Source organism: Haladaptatus sp. SPP-AMP-3, assembly GCF_049568665.1.
Taxonomy (GTDB): Archaea; Halobacteriota; Halobacteria; order Halobacteriales; family Haladaptataceae; genus Haladaptatus; species Haladaptatus paucihalophilus.
The window spans coordinates 2037362-2055459 of the sequence record NZ_CP145897.1 but is presented as its reverse complement, the minus strand read 5'-3'; the positions used below and the strand labels follow the sequence as shown (position 1 = coordinate 2055459).

Sequence of the window (18098 nt, the reverse complement as noted above, 5' to 3'; positions counted from 1 at the left end):
CCGGTTATCGAATAACACGGAATCCCGTACGTATTTTAATGAGTAGTTACGTAATCAACGGTATGAGCCGGGTGTCCTCTATCCTGCTAGTAGCCCTCCTCCTCTTCTGTTCGCCTGCCGTTGCGTTCGGAGTCGGCTCGCAACCCGCGGCTTCGACGCAGCCGAGTGCGAACAATCCCGCGAAACCGCCGGGGGTCAACGAGACGTCCTCCCAACTGAGCCTCGGAACGCCGGAGCGGAGCGAGACGTACACCCCATCACTGAGCCTCAGCACCACGCTCGAAATGGACAGGAACAAGGTTCAGTCGCAGAAGAAGATGTACACGCTCGACGAGAAACTGTCGAATGCAGACGACGATGAGGAGAGATATCAGCTCCTTACTCGATTTAGAACCGATCTCGAATTGGAACTATCGTCGCTGAAAAACAAAGAACGGAGCGCGAGCAAGCAGTTCAACAACCAGGGAATCGGAGTGCGCGAATATGTCGAACGACTTGCCGTGCTCGATAGCAGGGCGGACGATGTAAACCGCGCAATCGAGCACATGAAAACGAAGGGGAAAAGCGTCATCCAATTCGCGCCACACGAGTACGAACTTCGAGCGGATTTGATACCCCTACGTGGGGAGGTTCGCAACGACGTGGTCGAAAGCGTTCGCAGCGGAACCGGTTCGAAGTACGTCTACGTAGCGACGACGAGCGATGGAACCGTGTTGTCGACCGTACTCGGCAGCAAATACGTTCGCGAAGCGTATCGCTCCGATTACCGAAACAGCAGTTTGGATAGTTACCTCACGGGGCGGGAGAAAACCAATATCACAGTGAACAGCTATCCGTGGGTGAAAGAGAAGAATCCCGGAACGTCTTCGAACATACAGTACAAGAAAGGCGTGTCGGAAACCAAGATGGTCTATCCACAGGGCGTCATCACGGCGTATCTCGATAGCGGGACGGAGAAGATATATCGAGAGATACAGTACAAGCTCCTCACCGGAGACGACCACACACCCTACGGCGCGGCCATCCGGAACAATAGCACCAATCTCAACCTCGCCGTCAATCGGACGTATCCGGGCGGACCACTGCGGATAAACCTGACCGACGCGAACGGTGACCCGGTTCGAAGCACTATCGAAATAGGGGAGAGCGAGGTCGGAGAGACCGATTCAGACGGAATCCTGTTGACGGTCTCCCCGCGGCGGACGTTCACCGTTTCGGCGAGACACGGCTCCGAGACGGTAAACGTCACAGTCTCCCCGTACGGTATCACGCGCACGAACGCGACGAGCGGGCCGCCGCAAGACATCGCCGGATAGGGCCAAGATTGAAATACCAACACCGAACCACTCCTCGGCGTGTCGAATCGCGCGCTCTCACCCGTCGTCGCAACCGTCCTCCTTCTCGTCGTTACGCTCGTTGTAGCCGGAACAATCGGGGCTGTTGCGGTACAGTCACTGTCGCTGGAGGCACCGGAGCACGCCGCCATCGGGGTGTCCGCCAGTGCGACGACGAATCGGGTGACGTTCACGCATCGCGCGGGAGAGTCGCTCAATGTCGATGAACTCGATATCGAGATCAGCGTGAACGGCGAACCACTGAAGGAACAGCCACCGGTCCCGTTTTTTTCGGCGGACGGATTTCGGGCGGGACCGACGGGACCGTTCAATAGCGCGGCGGATTCGACGTGGAGCGTCGGGGAGGTCGCAAGTCTCGAACTGGCCGAAACGAACGCGCCACTGCTCGAATCGGAGGACGAGATAGACGTTCGAATCGTGGAGAACGAGACGCTGGTCGCCGAAATCGAAACGACCGTGCGGTGACGTCGACGCGGTTCCCGTTTTCGTACGGTCGTATCTATTATTTTCGCGCCGTTCTCGGAGCTCTATTTTTCTGGCACGCGCGCGACAGTCGTGATGGCGATATCGGGGTCGTACGTCGGTCCCATCTCCCGGTGGCGGATGTCCTCGTACCCCGCCTCTCGGAACATCCGGTCCGCCTCCTCGCGGTCGTAAAAGAGCATGATGGTGTCAGCGACTTTCTGCATGACGCTCGTTCCGGGGTAGTTCGGACCGACGATCAAGACCTCTCCACCGGGTTTCGTGACGCGACGGATGTCTCGAAGAGTTTCGACGGGTTCGGGCCAGTATTCGATGGACCCGGACGACCAGACGATATCGAAGGAATCGTCTATGAACGGCAACCGTTCGGCGTCGCCGCGATAGAAGCTCACGGGGTCGTATTTGCCGAGTTTTGCCCACGCCTTTTCGAGTTGATGGACGCTCTGGTCGAGACCGTGCACGTTCTCGGTGTGTTGGAGCAGTCCTTCGGTTCCGAATCCGGTGCCACAGCCGACATCGAGCACCGTATCATCCTCGTCGATGTCGAGCATCGACAGGGCCTCGTCACGCATCTCCTCGTCCCAGATGAACGGATTCACTTGGTCGTACACCTTCGAGAGGTACTTGTAGAAGATTCGTGCTCGACGTTTGTCTTCGAGGATACCCATTATTCGGCGATTGGGACCGAGCGATGATGAATCCCCACCATTTTCGCCCGTGGAGGGGTCGAGATGGTTCCGCAAGTAGTTTATAGCCACTCGCGCAACCTTCCGCGTGATTACAGTATATGCCGAGGCCAGAGGTTCTCGAACGAATAAAGGAGGCCGAAACGGAGGCTGACGACATCGTTGCGGACGCTAAGGAAGCCCGCGAAGAGCGGATTTCCGAGGCGCGCACGAAAGCGGAGGACATCCGCTCGGAAGCCCACGAAGAGGCCGAAGAACTGGAGCAGAGAAAACTCGAAAACGCACGGGACGACATCGAATCCGAGCGCAAAAAGCTCCTCGCGGAGGGCGAGGAAGAGCGCGAAGCACTCGAAACGCGCGCCGAGGAAAACGTCGATGACGCGATAGAGTTCGTCCTCGACAGGTTCAGGGAGGCGGTGCATGCTCAGACCTGAACAGATGAGCAAAATCTCGGTGACGGGTTCGCGCACCGTCATGTCCGACGTCATCGAGACTATCCACGAGTTGAACCTCGTCCACCTGTCGAACTACGACGGGTCGTGGGATGGGTTCGACCCCGGAAACCCGGTCAGCGGTGCGGACGAAGCGTCCGACAAACTCGTCACCGTTCGTTCCATCGAGAGCATTCTCGGTGTGGACGCGGAGGACGCCGGACCGCAGCGAATCGTCACCGGTGAAGCGCTGGAAGACGAACTGGAGGACATCCGAGCGCAGGTCAACGAACTCGACGACCGCCGAAACGAACTCGGCGAGGAGCTTCGAAGCGTCGAGGACCGAATCGGCTCGATGGAGCCGTTCGCCACGCTCGGTATCGACCTCGACCTGCTGTCCGGCTACGACCATCTACAGGTCGCGGTCGGCGAAGGGAACGCGGACGAAATCGAGCGCGCGCTCGCGGATTCTGAGGACGTTCAGGAGTACGAACTGTTCACGGAAGGGCAAACGGTCGCCGTCTTCGTGTATCCGACGGACGAAGCGGACGACGACGCGCTCGACGATGCGCTCGTCGGCGCGGATTTCGCATCGCTCGAAATCCCCGACGCGTCCGGCAGCCCCGAGGAGTACGTCGCGGAGCTCAAACACGACAAGCAGAAGCTCGAGTCGAAGCTCAACGGCGTCGAGAACGAACTCAACGACGTGAAACTCGACGCCGCGGGATTCCTCCTCGCGGCCGAGGAGAAACTCGCCATCGAGGTCCAGAAGGCCGAAGCGCCGCTGCAGTTCGCGACGACGGAGAACGCCTTCGTCGCGGAAGGCTGGATTCCGACGGAGAAGTACGCGGAACTGAAGAGCAACCTCGACAGCGCGGTCGGTGAGCACGTCGAAGTGGACGAGCTCGAACGCGCGTCCTACGAGGAGAAGGGCGGCCACCACGCGCCGCTCGAACAGGCCGAGGAGACGGGTGTCGCCACGGACGGCGGCCACGTCACCAAGGAAGAGAACCCGCCAGTCATCCAGAAGAACCCCGGCGCGGTCAAACCGTTCGAAGTGCTGGTCCAGACCATCAACCGGCCGAAGTACTTCGAGTTCGACCCGACGGTCGTCCTGTTCCTCACGTTCCCGCTGTTCTTCGGGTTCATGATCGGCGACCTCGGATACGGGGCGCTGTACACCCTCATCGGATACTTCATCTACACGAAGTTCGACAACGAGGCCATCAAGAGCCTCGGCGGAATCGCCATCTGGGCAGGTGCGTTCACGATGCTGTTCGGTGTCCTGTACGGCGAAATCTTCGGGTTGCACATCCTCGGGGAGTTCGTCTGGAGCGGTAATCCGCCGATTCACAAGGGACTGCAGCCCATCGAGGGCGAGTTCGCGACCGGCTGGCTCGTGCTGAGCCTGCTCGCCGGTATCGCCCACCTCACTATCGGGTGGGGCTTCGACTTCATCGAGAACTTGGAACACAGTTTCAAGGACGCCATGACCGAGAGCGGGTCGTGGATCATAATGATGTTCGGCCTCTGGGTGTGGATCTTCTCGGGTGCTGGCGGAAGCGCGCCCGGTCTCCTCTTCGGGTCGGAGAGCGTCTTCAACGGAAATCCGTTCCCGTTCGGATTCACCGGTTTTCCGGCGTTCAACCTATTCACGATACCGGGAATTAACTTCCCGTTCTCGGTGTGGCTCCTCGTGTTCTTCCTCGGACTCGTCCTGCTCGTCGTGGGCGAACCAATCGAGGCAGTCGAGTTCCTCAACGTGCTGGTGAACGTCCTCTCGTACACCCGTCTCGCCGCCGTGCTGCTCGCCAAGGCAGGGATGGCCTTCGTGGTCAATCTCCTGTTCTTCGGCGTGTACGTGACGGGCCACGGAGAAGAGGAATCGTGGCACTTCGGACTCACCCACATGCCGCACGAAAGCGCGACAGCTCACGGGCACACAGTCACTGACATCATGTTCCCCGGACTGCTCCACTCGGGTGTCGCGGGCATCCTCGTCGGACTGCTCGTCCTCGTCCTCGGGCACGCGCTCGTCCTCACGCTGGGTATCACCAGCGCGGGACTGCAGGCGGTGCGTCTCGAGTACGTGGAGTTCTTCGGCAAGTTCTACGAGGGCGGCGGCGAAGCGTACAAACCGTTCGGCTACGACCGAGCGTACACGACGGAAGACTAAGTACTCCTCGTCCGTCGTTTTTCTTCTTTCACGACCAGACTGGCCTCTTTTTCGTCTTGACACTGGTATTTGGTACCATGATTTAGCGGGTACAGCCCTCGATACAAGCAAATCCGGCAAAGCGCTTTGGGAAGTTTTAAGAATCCAGTGACTCGAACTACGACTTGTTCGGCTATAGAGAGCCTACAAAAGGATCAAACCAATGTTCGAAGCTATATTCGCATTCGTCAACACAGTTGCACCGCTTCTGCAGGAAAATGCCGCTCAGGCGGCCGCTGAACCCGCAATCCCCCCAAAAGCCGCAGCAGCACTCGCAGTCGGTCTCGCGGCGTTCGGAGCAGGCTACGCGGAGCGCGGTATCGGTGCCGCCGCTGTCGGCGCTATCGCGGAAGACCAGGATCTGTTCGGTACCGGACTGATCATGACGGTGCTGCCGGAGACGCTCGTCATCCTGGCACTGGTCGTCGTGTTCGTCGTTCCTTAGAACACCCTACACACCCTCTTCATCAATGAGCTTGGAAACGGTAGTTGAGGATATTAGAAACGAGGCCCGCGAGCGCGCGGAAGAGATTCGTACGGAAGGCGAGTCCCGCGCGGACGAGATTGTCGACGAGGCGGAGTCGGAAGCCGAGGAGATACTCGCGGCGAAAGAACAGGAGGTTGAAAACCGAATCGAGCGAGAACGAGAGCAGAAACTCTCCAGCGCGAAACTCGAAGCCAAGCAGAAGCGGCTCGAAGCCCGCCGCGACGTGCTGCAGGAAGTGCGCGCCGACGCTGAAGAGAGCATCGCCACCCTCGGTGGCGACGAGCGCGAAGAACTGACGCGCTCTCTGCTCGACGCGGCCGCGGAGGAGTTCGAATCGGGGAACACCGTCCGAGTCTACGGACGCCCCGACGACGAAGCGCTCCTCACCGATATCGTCGCGGATTACGACGGTTTCGAGTACGCGGGTGAGTACGACTGCCTCGGTGGCATCGTCGCCGAGAGCGAGGCCTCCCGCGTCCGCGTGAACAACACGTTCGACTCGATTCTGGAGGACGTGTGGGAGAACAACCTCCAACAGATCAGTTCGCGGTTGTTCGAGCAATGAGCACGACCGAAGGAACATCGAACTACGAGTACGTCACCGCGCGAGTCAGGGCGCGCAGAGCGGCCCTGTTCGACGAAGAGGACTACCGAAAGCTCCTGCGCATGGGACCGGGCGAAATCGCCCGCTACATGGAGGAGACGGAGTACGAGTCCGAGGTGAACGCACTCGGTGCGCGCTACGACGGTGTGGACCTCGTGGAGTACGCGCTGAACCGCAACCTCGCGAAGCACTTCAACGACCTGTTGGATTGGGCCGACGGGAAGCTGTACGACCTCATCGCCCGATATCTGCGGACGTTCGACGCGTGGAACGTCAAGACGATACTGCGCGGTATCTACGCGGATACCGACAGCGAGTCCGTGCGCGACGACTTGATTCACGCCGGTGAGTTCGACGAAGAGTTCCTCACGCGATTGGCCGAAGCAGGCACCATCGAAGACGTCGTCGAGATGCTCGGAACGACGATTTTCGGGGACAGCCTCGAAGCCGCCTACGACGATTACGAGTCGACGGGCCTGTTGATTCCGCTGGAAAACGCGGTGGACCGGGCCTACTACGAGGGCTTGATGGACGGCGTGTCGGAGACGGAAGACCGCGCGACGCGGCTGTACATCGAGTTCCTGCAGGCGGAGATCGACTTCCGAAACATCCGTAACGTGCTCCGAATCAGTCGGAGCGGCGCGGACATCGACCCCTCGGAGTACTACATCTCCGGCGGTCGGATGTTCGGCGCGAAGGAGCTGACGCAGCTCGCGGGAAGCACGGACGAACTGATAGCGAGGATTCGAGACAGCCCCTACGGGGACGAGTTGGACGAAGCGTTGGACGAGCTTGAGCGAGCCGACAGTCTCATCGGATTCGAGCACGCATTGGATATTGCACTGCTCGAGTACTCGGACCACCTTTCACACGTGTTTCCGTTATCCGTGTGTCCGGTGCTCGCTTACGTTCTCGCCAAACAGCGCGAAGTCGATAACATCCGTGCCATCGCGCGTGGACGCGAAGCGGGACTGTCCGAAGACCGAATCGAAGAGGAACTGGTGGTACTATGAGCCAAGAAATCGCCGTCATCGGGAGTCCGGACTTTACGACCGGATTCAGACTCGCGGGCGTCCGGAAGTTTGCGAACGTTCCGGACGACGAAAAGGATGCGAACTTGGACGACGCTGTTTCTCGGACGCTGGAAGACGACGACGTGGGCATCATCGTGATGCACGACGACGACCTCACGCACCTCTCGCGGAACGTCCGAAACGACGTCGAGACGAGTGTGGAACCCACCCTTGTGACGCTGGGTGGTGGCGCGGGAAGCGGCGGACTCCGCGACAAAATCAAGCGCGCGATCGGTATCGACCTTATGGACGAAGACGAACAAGGTGATAACGAATGAGCCAGGCAACAGACAGCGACGTCGTCCGTGAGGACGGCGTCATTCAGAGCGTGAGCGGACCTGTCGTTACCGCCACGGACCTCGGCGCCCGGATGAACGACGTTGTGTACGTCGGTGAGGAAGGGCTGATGGGAGAGGTCATCGAAATCGAAGGAAACCAAACCACCATTCAGGTGTACGAAGAGACCTCGAACGTCGCCCCCGGTGAACCCGTCGAGAACACGGGCGAACCGCTGTCGGTCGACCTCGGACCGGGAATGCTGTACTCCATCTACGACGGCGTGCAGCGCCCGCTCGACGTGCTCGAAGACAAGATGGGCGCGTTCCTCGACCGTGGTGTCGACGCTCCCGGTATCGACCAGGAGAAGACGTGGGAGTTCACCCCATCCGTCAGCGAAGGCGACGAGGTGGAACCCGGCGACGTCGTCGGGACCGTTCCCGAAACCGAGAGCATCGAACACAAGGTCATGGTGCCGCCGGACTACGAGGGCGGCGAAGTGGTTGCCACGAACGAGGGCAACTACGACGTGACCGAAACCGTCGTCGAACTCGACAACGGCGAAGAAATCGCGATGCAACAGGAGTGGCCGGTTCGTGAAGCACGGCCCTCCGTCGACAAACAGACGCCCCGGACGCCGCTCGTGTCCGGTCAGCGCATCCTCGACGGCCTGTTCCCCATCGCAAAGGGTGGGACGGCCGCGATTCCGGGACCGTTCGGCTCCGGGAAGACCGTGACCCAGCACTCACTCGCCAAGTGGGCCGACGCGGACATCGTCGTCTACGTCGGCTGTGGTGAGCGTGGCAACGAGATGACGGAGGTTATCGAGGACTTCCCGGAACTCGAGGACCCGCGAACGGGCAAACCGCTCATGTCGCGGACGTGCCTCATCGCGAACACGTCGAACATGCCCGTGGCAGCACGCGAGTCGTGCATTTACACGGGAATCACCATCGCGGAGTACTACCGCGACATGGGATACGACGTCGCGCTCATGGCCGACTCCACCTCGCGGTGGGCGGAGGCGATGCGTGAGATTTCCTCGCGTCTCGAAGAGATGCCCGGTGAGGAAGGGTACCCGGCGTACCTCGCCGCCCGTCTCGCAGAGTTCTACGAGCGCGCAGGCAAGTTCGAGAACATCAACGGTACGGAGGGTTCGGTGTCGGTTATCGGTGCAGTGTCGCCCCCGGGCGGCGACTTCTCCGAGCCGGTCACGCAGAACACCCTGCGTATCGTGAAGACGTTCTGGGCGCTGGACGCTGACCTCGCGGAACGGCGGCACTTCCCGGCCATCAACTGGGACGAGTCCTACTCGCTGTACAAGGACCAGCTCGACCCGTGGTACGAACAGAACGTCGAACCCGACTTCCCGGAGAAGCGCCAGTGGGCGACCGACGTGCTCGACGAAGAGGGCGAACTGCAGGAGATCGTTCAGCTCGTCGGTAAGGACGCGCTGCCGGAAGACCAGCAGTTGACGCTCGAAGTCGCACGCTACCTCCGTGAAGGGTGGCTCCAGCAGAACGCGTTCCACGACGTGGACATGTTCTGTGAGCCGAAGAAGACCTACCGGATGCTCGAAGCCATCCAGACGTTCAACGACGAGGCGTTCAACGCACTCGAAGCTGGCGTTCCGGTGGACGAAATCACGGCTATCGACGCCGCCCCGCGCCTGAACCGCATGGGAACGGCCGAGGACTGGGACGACTTCATCGGCGAAATCGAAGAAGAGATCAAAGACGAGCTCAGGGAGAAGTACTAATGAAAGAATACCAGACCATTACGGAAATCAGCGGTCCGCTGGTGTTCGCCGAAGTCGACGAGCCGATCGGATACGACGAAATCGTCGAAATCGAGACGCCGACCGGCGACACGCTGCGCGGACAGGTACTCGAATCGAGCGACGGCCTCGTCTCGATTCAGGTGTTCGAGGGAACGGAAGGTATCAACCGAGAGTCCTCGGTTCGATTCCTCGGCGAGACGATGAAGATGCCCGTCACCGAAGACCTGCTCGGGCGCGTGCTCGACGGGTCGGGACAGCCCATCGACGGCGGCCCGGAAATCGTTCCGGACCGGCGTGACGACATCATCGGCGCGGCTATCAACCCCTACGCACGCGAGTACCCCGAAGAGTTCATCCAGACCGGTGTGTCCGCCATCGACGGCATGAACACGCTGGTTCGCGGACAGAAACTGCCCATCTTCTCCGCATCCGGGCTTCCGCACAACGACCTCGCGCTCCAGATTGCGCGACAGGCGAGCGTGCTCGAAGACGAGGAAGACGGCGAAGAGAGCGAGTTCGCAGTGGTGTTCGGCGCGATGGGCATCACGGCAGAAGAGGCGAACGAGTTCATGGAGGACTTCGAGCGCACCGGTGCACTGGAGCGCTCCGTGGTCTTCATGAACCTCGCGGACGACCCCGCGGTCGAGCGGACGGTCACCCCGCGTCTCGCGCTGACGACGGCGGAGTACCTCGCGTTCGAGAAGGATTACCACGTGCTGGTCATCCTGACGGACATGACGAACTACTGCGAGGCGCTGCGCGAAATCGGTGCCGCGCGTGAAGAGGTGCCGGGTCGCCGTGGCTACCCCGGATACATGTACACAGACCTTGCGCAACTGTACGAGCGCGCGGGTCGTATCGAGGGTCGTGACGGGTCCGTCACGCAGATTCCCATCCTCACGATGCCGGGTGACGACGACACGCACCCGATTCCCGACCTGACCGGGTACATCACCGAGGGACAGATATACATCGACCGCGACCTGAACTCGCAGGGTATCCAACCGCCGATCAACCCGCTTCCGAGCCTCTCGCGGCTGATGGACGACGGTATCGGCGAGGGACTCACCCGCGCCGACCACTCCGGCGTCTCCGACCAGATGTACGCGGCGTACGCGCAAGGTGAGGACCTTCGTGACCTCGTGAACATCGTCGGCCGCGAAGCGCTGAGCGAGCGGGACAACCAGTACCTCGACTTCGCGGATCAGTTCGAGACGGAATTCCTCGATCAGGGATTCAACACGAACCGAAGCATCGAAGAGACGCTCACCATCGGCTGGGACCTCCTCTCGATGCTGCCGAAAGAGGAACTCAACCGTATCGACGAGGAGTTCATCGAGGAGTACTACCCCGAAGAGCAGGCGGAAGAAGTCGCGGCTGACTAACGCGGTTTCAGTTTCGTTTTTGTTTTCCACTCGTGTAATCGACGGAGCGATGAGAGTATTCCGCGTCTCTGTCCTGGAGCCGTCCCCGCGGAGCGGCGTTCGACTGTAAAGAATTATCCCCTTCGAGTTTCTAGCATCAACCAACATGGCCAAGGACGTCAAACCCACTCGGAAGAACCTCATGGCGATTGAGGACCGCATCGACCTCTCCGAACGGGGCCACGACACGCTGGAGAAGAAGCGTGACGGCCTCATCATGGAGTTCATGGACATCCTCGACCAAGCGCAGGACGTACGCTCCGGGCTGGAAGAGGATTACCAGCGCGCACAACAGACCATCAACATGGCCCGCGCGATGGAGGGCGACGTGGCGGTTCGCGGTGCCGCCGCCGCGCTGCAGGAACACCCCGAAATCACGACCGAGTCGAAGAACATCATGGGCGTCGTCGTCCCGCAGATCGAGTCCTCGAAGGTCAAGAAGTCGCTCGACGAGCGAGGCTACGGTGTCCTCGGAACGAGCGCGCGCATCGACGAAACCGCGGACGCCTACGAGGAACTGCTCGAAAGCATCATCCTCGCCGCGGAAGTCGAGACGGCGATGAAGAAGATGCTGACGGAGATCGAGACGACGAAGCGCCGCGTCAACGCGCTCGAATTCAAACTGCTCCCGGAACTCCACGAAGCGCAGGACTACATCGAGCAGAAACTCGAAGAGCAAGAGCGCGAAGAAATCTTCCGAATGAAGAAGATCAAGGCCAAAAAGGAAGAGGAAGAACGGGCCGAGAAGGAAGCCCGCGAACCGGAGATGGCGGAAGGCGAAGTCGTCGTCACGAGCTAATCCCGATATTTTCTTTCTGCGGTTTGGGTACGTAGAAATCGGTGCGTTTCGAGTCGATGAAGTGGACGCCGAAGGTCACGGCATCCCTGACTCTCCATCCGAAACGATGCCCTTGGAGAGACGGGAGTCCGAGAGAGATAGTCGAAGCGAAAACGCGACCAACGTCCTGTCCTCGAACAGCGAGTCTGTGAATTGAACGCTCGGAATCGAGCGCTCGCCGGAAAGGATTACTCTTCGACGTACGTGAACCACTCGTCGTGGTCGTCGGTGCGACGGTTCACGAGGTCGAAGAAGGCAGATTGGAGTTCTTCGGTCACGGGACCGCGACTGCCGTTGCCGATTTCGACGTTATCCACCTGCCGGATTGGCGTGACTTCCGCCGCGCTGCCGGTGAAGAACAGTTCGTCGGCGGTGTTGAGTTCGCCGCGGCTGATGGTGGCGTCGTCGTGGACCGTGTAGCCCATCTCCTCGGCCATCGTGATGACGCTGTTGCGGGTGATGCCGTCGAGGATGCTCTGGGAGAGACCGGGGGTGAAAATCTCGCCGTCGCGGACCATGAAGATGTTCTCGCCGGGACCTTCCGCGACGTTGCCTTCCTTGTTCAGGACGAGGGCTTCGACGTAGCCGTTGCGTCGGGCTTCCTCGCCAGCGAGGAGGCTGTTGACGTACAGGCCGGTCGTCTTTGCGTTCGTCGGAATCTGGCTGGATGCGTGTTTGCGCCACGAAGATATCATGACCTCGACACCGTTTTCGAGGGCGTCTTCGCCGAGGTACGCGCCCCACGGCCACGCGGCGATGGTCACGTCGGTCGGGCAGTCGCCGGGGCTGACACCGAGGCTGTCGTAGCCGTAGTAGGCGATGGGCCGGACGTAACAGGAGCGGAGGTCTTGGCGGTCGATGAGTTCGAGGGTCGCTTCCGTGAGCTCCTCCGGGCTGTACTCGATTTCCATGTCGTAGGGTTTACACGAGTCGTAGAAACGCTGGAGATGGTCTTCCCAGCGGAAAATCGCGGGACCCTTTTCCGTATCGTAACACCGGACTCCTTCGAAGACGCCCGTCCCGTAGTGCAGTCCGTGCGTGAGAACGTGGATTTTCGCATCGTCCCAATCGACGAATTCTCCGTCCATCCAGATAGTGTCCACGTCCATTTCGTCAAAGCTCATACGTCCGCCCCAACGAAGGCCACGGTAATGAGTTTTGGCGATTGTCTTTGGACGATTGTGTAGGATTACTCATCTAAGAGTAATCTACGGGAACCGTGAATCGATGGCGCTCGCCGGAGCGAGGCGTCAGAAAAGCGTTCTCGAACCGTTACGCCGGTGAAAATGAGTCGGTCGTAAAAATGGGTCGGTTGGTATCAGGCGGGCCGCGCCGCGGCGCGGCGTTCCGAGCGGCCGTTGAGCCACGAGCCGAGCGCGCCGCCGACGATGCCGGGAATCGCCGCGACGACGACGAACAGCACGCCGAAGGCGAACAGGCCCATCGCCGGGACCGGACCGGCGAGCAATCCGCCGACAGTCAGAACGACGAGCGCGACGATGGCCCCCGCAGCGGTTGCGACGCCGCCGTTGAGCGCGCCGTCGTCGAGTTTTGTCCCGGAGACGTACCCTGCCACCAGACCGCCGATGATGCCGGTCAGACCAGCGCCGACGACCGGGAGCGTCATGTCCGTGAACGGGATGCCAGCGCCACTGAGGAGGCCGACGATGATGGTTGCGACGATTCCGTATGCGATAGCTTTTGCTTTGAAGTCCATACGTAGCATATGGACTTCCGGAAACATGAACATTTTTTATAATATAGATACCTATTCCGATATTAGCGCAATTCGGGGCGGAAATTTCGTTAGTAAAAGGGAGTCTTACCGTCTCGCCCGGAAGACGGGTGAAAAGCGTCAGTCGAGCGATTCGATTATCTCCGACCCTTCGAGATAGGGGAACTCGTGACGCTCGGCGTATGCGCGTGCGTCCGCGGGGGACAGTGCACCGCCGGTTTCGTCGTCCAACATCTCACAGACGACGACGGCGGGGGCGCGGTCGGCCGCGCCCGCGAGGGCGATACCGAGTTCGGTGTGGCCTTGTCGCTCGGCGAGCAGTTCGGGGGCGGCCTTGAGCAAGTGGACGTGTCCCGGTGCACGGAACTCGGAGGAGAAGTCGATTTCGGCGGGGGTCGCGGCCACGTTTGCGAGCTCCCGAATCGTCAGCGAACGGTCGTCGTCCGTGATACCGGTGTAGGTGTCGCGGTGGTTCACGGTCAACGAGAACGACGAGCGTGAATCGTAGCCGAGTTCGTGGCCCTCGCTCGCGGGGTGGTCGATGATGTCGTCCATGTAATCGAGGTCGAAGGTTTCGGCGACGTCGTGTGAGAGGGCGACACAGACCAGTCCACCGGCATCGTTTCGAAGTCGTGAAACGGCGTCCGGGGTAACCGCACCGGCGGGATAGATGAGGTCGGTCTCGCCCTCGCGGTCGGCCGCGTCGTGGACGAGGACGGGTGAACCCTCACGGAATGCGGCGATTGCCGTTTCGACGGCCGCGGCGGTTGTCTGGCTCATTGTCTCTCCTCGATGTGGACCGTAACGTGGTCATCGTTTTCCAGACCGAGTTCGTCGCGGAGCTTCGCCGCCGCGATGAGTTCCAACTGGTCCTCGTCGTGATGGGTTCGCTCGGGAGCGATGACGTGAACGGGGTCGTACGACTCGCCGTCCGTCGTTTCGATGGCGGCGGGATAGCAGACGGCGGGACCGTAGGTTCGGTCGCCGTCCTCCCACGCGTCGATGGCGACGGGGGTGAGCGCGTCCATCGCCGAACGAGCGCGGACGCTTTCGGGGGTGAGTTCGACGTTCAGCGTTCCCGGATACGGTTCGTAGCCCAGCCGGTCGATGAACTGTTCCATGTAGCCCGACAGCGAGATGTAGTGTTTTCCTTCGCCCATCCCGCCGGTGACGGTTCCCGAGAGGTCGACGCCGGAGAAGTCTTCGAAGATTCTGCGGTAATCCTCGTACTCGCGTTTCAGTTCCCACTCGCCGTCGTCGGTGATGGCGACCCACTGCCCGTTGCTGACGATTTCGCGCGTGATGAGGCCCGCATCGTCCAAGCGCTGGAGACGGCGCGATGCCGTCTGGTTGGACGCGTCGAGGCGGTCGGCGAGGTCGGCACACGAGACTTTGACCTCGCTTTCGAGCGCCCCGTCGAGGGCGAGCAGTTTCAACGCGGCGAGTTCGTCGTACCCGACCACGAGCGATGTCGCTGACATACGTGATACTCCGTGCTTCGGTCCTTTAAGCGTACCGGAAGTGAGATGCGTAACAGAAATGTTATGGCGCGAGTGCGGATGGACCGCTGGGGCAGAAGATAGAGTGCGACAACATCTAAGTGTGCTGATTTTCGGCGGAAAGCGCGTCGGTTTATCACGAGAGTCGAAACCATGCTACGCCGACCTTCAAATCGAACTCGAGGGCATTCTCCGCCGTCCCGAGTATTTGGAGCGATAATCGTATTTGAAATTTAGTTGAGTAGTGGCTAGATTAAAGTGTGTTGTGATAATACGTAACAGATGCACGATGGCAGAAGATAACGTAACTCACACAGAAAGCGATCGAAAAGGGCAATCAGCGGCGGACGAAGGGAGAGGAAAAAAGATGAACGAGAGAGCGGCGGACGAAGGGGTGTCCAGACGAGGAGACCTGACGCGCCGGGCGTTCGTCGGCGGCCTGTCCGTCGTCGGGTTGGGGACCGGACTGCCCGCACTCTCGGACCGTGCGGCGGCGGCGGGTGAACCGGTGCACTTCCAGTACTTCCACGAGACGTGGCCGACCATCACGGACAACCTCTCGACGGTCGCGGACAGGGGGTACGACGCGGTGTGGATACAGGCACCTCAAAAGAGCGACCTGACGTGGAGCGACCAGAGCGGACGCAACGACCCGCCGCTCGGCTATCAACCGGTAGATTACACCGTGTTCGACAGCGAGTTCGGGACGGAGGCGGAACTTCAAGCCCTCATCGACGAGGCGCACACCCAAGGACTGGAGGTGTTCGTCGATTGCGTGATGAACCACATGGCGACGGGGTACGACTACGACTTCCCTCGCTTCTCATACAACGACTTCCACCACGACGTCGGGTCCATCGACGACTGGAGCGACGACCATCAGGTCGAGCACGGCGAACTCCTCGGGCTCCCCGACCTCGCACAGTACGAATCGTCCACCTCGGAGTACGTCCGCGGCGAGTTGATGAACTACATGGAGAAGATAGCGTCCATGGGCGCGGACGGCTACCGCTACGATGCGGTCAAACACGTCGAGGAGAAGTACTGGAGCGATTACGCGAACCCGAAGGCGGACGACCTCGGCATGAGTAGAATCGGCGAGGTGTACAGCGGCAGCATCGACTACGTACAGGGCTACGTCGATACCGGAATGGACGCGTTCGACTACCCCCTGTACTACACCCTCGGTGACGTGTTCTCCGGCGGCGACATGAGCCAACTGCAAGGCGCGGGTCTCATCGGGCAAGACCCGTTCCACGCCCATCCGTTCGTCCAGAACCACGACGCGGATGCGCCATCGCAGTACCACCTCGCACACGCGTTCGTCCTCACCAGCGAGGGCGTCCCGATGATTTACAACCTCTACCCGAACGCCATCCTCGACGACAGCGACATCAACAACATGGTCTGGGTGAAAACGAACCTCGCCGGGGGCGAGACGTACTGGCGACACGCGGACAGCGACCTCGGAGTCTACGAGCGGTACAACAACCTGCTGGTCGGCATCAACAACGGGGGAAGCAATCGCACCCAGTCGGTGTACACCTCGTGGACGAACACGACCCTCCACGACTACAGCGGCACGTCCGGCGACGTGACCACGGACGGGAGCGGGTGGGTCGATATCACGGTCCCGTCGGAAGGCTGGGTGTTCTACGCGCCGAACTGAGCGCGACGAAAATCGCCCCTTCCCGCGGATATACCGTTCCGCGCCGGGAACGCTCGACCACGCATGGAGAAAGTCACGCTCGACGCCGCGTTCGACACCTTCGACGAACACTGGTCTCCTCGGCTTGCCGCAGAACTGAACGGGCAAGCCGTCAAACTCGCCAAACTGGAGGGCGAGTTCGTCTGGCACCACCACGACGACGCGGACGAGATGTTCCTCGTGACGAGCGGTCAACTCCGCATCGAGCTTCGGGAGGAAGAGGACGTGGTGCTGGACGAAGGCGAATTCGTCGTCGTTCCGCGGGGCGTCGAACACCGACCGGTCGCCGATGAGGAAGCCGAAGTACTCCTGTTCGAACCGGCGGGAACGACGAACACCGGCAACGTCGAGAGCGAGCTGACGAAGACGGACCTCGAGGAGGTGTAGCGAACCGACCGCGGTTAGATCGTCTACTCGCCCAGACGCGTCCACGTCGTCGAATCGCGTTCCCAGAACTCGCTGTCCTTCTTCAGTTTCGGTACCCACGTATCCTCCGTTTTCGAGAGGAGTGCGACCCGCGAGGCGGGAACCTGCTTCAGCACGTCGTGGTCGGGCATGTGTTCGCCCACCCGTTCGGTGAACTCGACGACCTCCTCGTGGTCGAGCATGGACGTGCGGTCGAGACGGCCGCGCGAGTGGCCGACGTGCATGTACGCCTTCAGTTCGACGAAATCCGGGTCGGCGCGCTCGTAGAAGGCGGCGTACCAGTCCGGATTGGCGACGTTCTCCCCGCCGACGAGCGTGGTTCGGATGACGGTTCGCGTGTCGTCCTTTTCGGCCAGCACGTCCATCGTGTCGATGAGCTTCTCCCACGCGTCGTCGTCCACGGCGCGGACCACGTGGTCGAAGGTGGCGCGGTCCGCGGCGTCCACGCTGACGTAGAGTTGCGTCGGGTCGCACCGTTCCAGCATCTCGGGGTTCGTCCCGTTGCTCACGAGGAACGTGGTGATGTCCCGGTCGTGGAACGCTTCGATGAGTTCCGGAAGGTAGGGATACAGCGTCGGTTCGCCGTCGAGACTAATGGCGACGTGGCGGGGTTCCATCGATTCCTCGAAAATTTCTCGCGGCACCTCGTCGTTGCCGCCGAATCCCGACAGGAGTTTGCGCTGGAGGCGGATGCTCGCGTCCACGACCGCTTCGGGGTCGTCCCACTCCACGTCACCGAGTTCGTAGGAGTGACCGCGGTGGTCGCGCCAGCAGAAGACACAGCGTTCGTTGCACTTCACGACCGGCGTCATCTGGATACAGCGGTGGGATTCGATGCCGTAGAAGATGTTCTTGTAGCATTTTCCTTCCCCGCGAAGCGCGTTCGCCGTCCAACCGCAGGTCTGGGCGGCGGTGTGGTTCTCGCTGTGGTAGTTCGGGGAGGAGACCTGCTTCGGTCCGTCATCGGAACCCGACGCGTCCCGATTGCTCGCCGAAGTCTCCTCGACGGTATCCGATTCGCTCATTGGCGGATGAATGTCGTCCATAGGTAAAACGTTCTTTCCTCTGGCCCGACCCG

At 60.7% G+C, this 18098-nt stretch carries 19 protein-coding genes; 13 read left to right on the top strand and 6 right to left on the bottom strand.

All coding sequences use genetic code 11. The features are described 5' to 3' along the window. The first annotated feature begins 62 nt into the window (after positions 1–62). Together V5735_RS11405 and V5735_RS11400 are read left to right on the top strand one after the other, a co-directional pair. Positions 63–1316 carry a DUF7096 domain-containing protein gene (locus V5735_RS11405; RefSeq protein ID WP_423743630.1) on the top strand — a complete coding sequence of 418 codons (1254 nt, stop codon included), beginning with the start codon at positions 63–65 and terminating at the stop codon, positions 1314–1316. 39 nt (positions 1317–1355) lie between these two features. Then, positions 1356–1820: a type IV pilin gene (locus V5735_RS11400; protein ID WP_423743629.1), complete on the top strand. Its 465-nt coding sequence runs from the start codon at positions 1356–1358 to the stop codon at positions 1818–1820. 62 nt (positions 1821–1882) lie between these two features. Here the strand turns inward: V5735_RS11400 and V5735_RS11395 are convergent, their stop codons facing one another. Further along, positions 1883–2506, bottom strand: a complete 624-nt coding sequence (locus V5735_RS11395; protein ID WP_423743628.1) for a methyltransferase domain-containing protein — start codon at positions 2504–2506, stop codon at positions 1883–1885. 119 nt (positions 2507–2625) lie between these two features. Here V5735_RS11395 and ahaH point away from each other — a divergent pair, with 119 nt between their 5' ends. The 9 genes from ahaH to V5735_RS11350 all read left to right on the top strand — a co-directional run bounded on the left by ahaH (position 2626) and on the right by V5735_RS11350 (position 11613). After that, positions 2626–2958 (top strand): ATP synthase archaeal subunit H, encoded by a 333-nt coding sequence (gene ahaH, locus V5735_RS11390; protein ID WP_423743627.1) that lies wholly within the window; start codon positions 2626–2628, stop codon positions 2956–2958. Further along, entirely contained in the window at positions 2945–5131 is a 2187-nt protein-coding gene (locus V5735_RS11385; protein ID WP_423743626.1) for a V-type ATP synthase subunit I, read from the top strand. The genes ahaH and V5735_RS11385 overlap by 14 nt, the downstream gene beginning before the upstream one ends. Positions 5132–5333: 202 nt before the next feature. Next, positions 5334–5615, top strand: coding sequence for a F0F1 ATP synthase subunit C (locus tag V5735_RS11380; protein WP_423743625.1), 282 nt, complete (start codon positions 5334–5336; stop codon positions 5613–5615). Positions 5616–5640: 25 nt separating this feature from the next. Beyond that, complete coding sequence (locus V5735_RS11375) at positions 5641–6222, top strand: V-type ATP synthase subunit E (RefSeq protein WP_423743624.1); 582 nt, start codon at positions 5641–5643, stop codon at positions 6220–6222. Beyond that, positions 6219–7274 (top strand): V-type ATP synthase subunit C, encoded by a 1056-nt coding sequence (locus V5735_RS11370; RefSeq protein WP_069449915.1) that lies wholly within the window; start codon positions 6219–6221, stop codon positions 7272–7274. Before V5735_RS11375 ends, V5735_RS11370 begins: the two co-directional genes overlap by 4 nt. Continuing rightward, positions 7271–7612 carry a V-type ATP synthase subunit F gene (locus V5735_RS11365; RefSeq protein WP_007976087.1) on the top strand — a complete coding sequence of 114 codons (342 nt, stop codon included), beginning with the start codon at positions 7271–7273 and terminating at the stop codon, positions 7610–7612. The genes V5735_RS11370 and V5735_RS11365 overlap by 4 nt, the downstream gene beginning before the upstream one ends. Beyond that, positions 7609–9369, top strand: a complete 1761-nt coding sequence (locus tag V5735_RS11360; protein ID WP_423743623.1) for an ATP synthase subunit A — start codon at positions 7609–7611, stop codon at positions 9367–9369. Before V5735_RS11365 ends, V5735_RS11360 begins: the two co-directional genes overlap by 4 nt. Then, on the top strand, positions 9369–10775 hold the full coding sequence (locus V5735_RS11355; RefSeq protein ID WP_423743622.1) for an ATP synthase subunit B: 1407 nt from the start codon (positions 9369–9371) through the stop codon (positions 10773–10775). Before V5735_RS11360 ends, V5735_RS11355 begins: the two co-directional genes overlap by 1 nt. A gap of 145 nt (positions 10776–10920) precedes the next feature. Continuing rightward, the gene (locus V5735_RS11350; RefSeq protein ID WP_007976084.1) at positions 10921–11613 is read left to right on the top strand and encodes a V-type ATP synthase subunit D; all 693 of its coding nucleotides are present in this window, start codon (positions 10921–10923) and stop codon (positions 11611–11613) included. A 227-nt stretch (positions 11614–11840) separates the two neighbouring features. Here V5735_RS11350 and V5735_RS11345 read toward each other — a convergent pair whose 3' ends face one another. From V5735_RS11345 to V5735_RS11330, 4 genes are all read right to left on the bottom strand, one after another. Continuing rightward, entirely contained in the window at positions 11841–12776 is a 936-nt protein-coding gene (locus V5735_RS11345) for a branched-chain amino acid transaminase (protein WP_423743621.1), read from the bottom strand. A gap of 194 nt (positions 12777–12970) precedes the next feature. Further along, positions 12971–13369 carry a DUF5518 domain-containing protein gene (locus V5735_RS11340; protein WP_423743620.1) on the bottom strand — a complete coding sequence of 133 codons (399 nt, stop codon included), beginning with the start codon at positions 13367–13369 and terminating at the stop codon, positions 12971–12973. Positions 13370–13507: 138 nt separating this feature from the next. Further along, positions 13508–14167: a 3,4-dihydroxy-2-butanone-4-phosphate synthase gene (gene ribB, locus V5735_RS11335; protein WP_423743619.1), complete on the bottom strand. Its 660-nt coding sequence runs from the start codon at positions 14165–14167 to the stop codon at positions 13508–13510. Next, entirely contained in the window at positions 14164–14868 is a 705-nt protein-coding gene (locus V5735_RS11330) for a DUF120 domain-containing protein (protein WP_423743618.1), read from the bottom strand. The genes ribB and V5735_RS11330 overlap by 4 nt, the downstream gene beginning before the upstream one ends. Positions 14869–15253: 385 nt before the next feature. Here V5735_RS11330 and V5735_RS11325 point away from each other — a divergent pair, with 385 nt between their 5' ends. Both V5735_RS11325 and V5735_RS11320 read left to right on the top strand, forming a co-directional pair. Continuing rightward, complete coding sequence (locus tag V5735_RS11325; protein WP_423743617.1) at positions 15254–16555, top strand: alpha-amylase domain-containing protein; 1302 nt, start codon at positions 15254–15256, stop codon at positions 16553–16555. A 63-nt stretch (positions 16556–16618) separates the two neighbouring features. Continuing rightward, the gene (locus V5735_RS11320) at positions 16619–16981 is read left to right on the top strand and encodes a cupin domain-containing protein (RefSeq protein ID WP_423743616.1); all 363 of its coding nucleotides are present in this window, start codon (positions 16619–16621) and stop codon (positions 16979–16981) included. Between the two features lie 23 nt (positions 16982–17004). Here the strand turns inward: V5735_RS11320 and twy1 are convergent, their stop codons facing one another. Beyond that, positions 17005–18045, bottom strand: coding sequence for a 4-demethylwyosine synthase TYW1 (gene twy1, locus V5735_RS11315; protein ID WP_423743615.1), 1041 nt, complete (start codon positions 18043–18045; stop codon positions 17005–17007). Between the last annotated feature and the right edge of the window lie 53 nt (positions 18046–18098).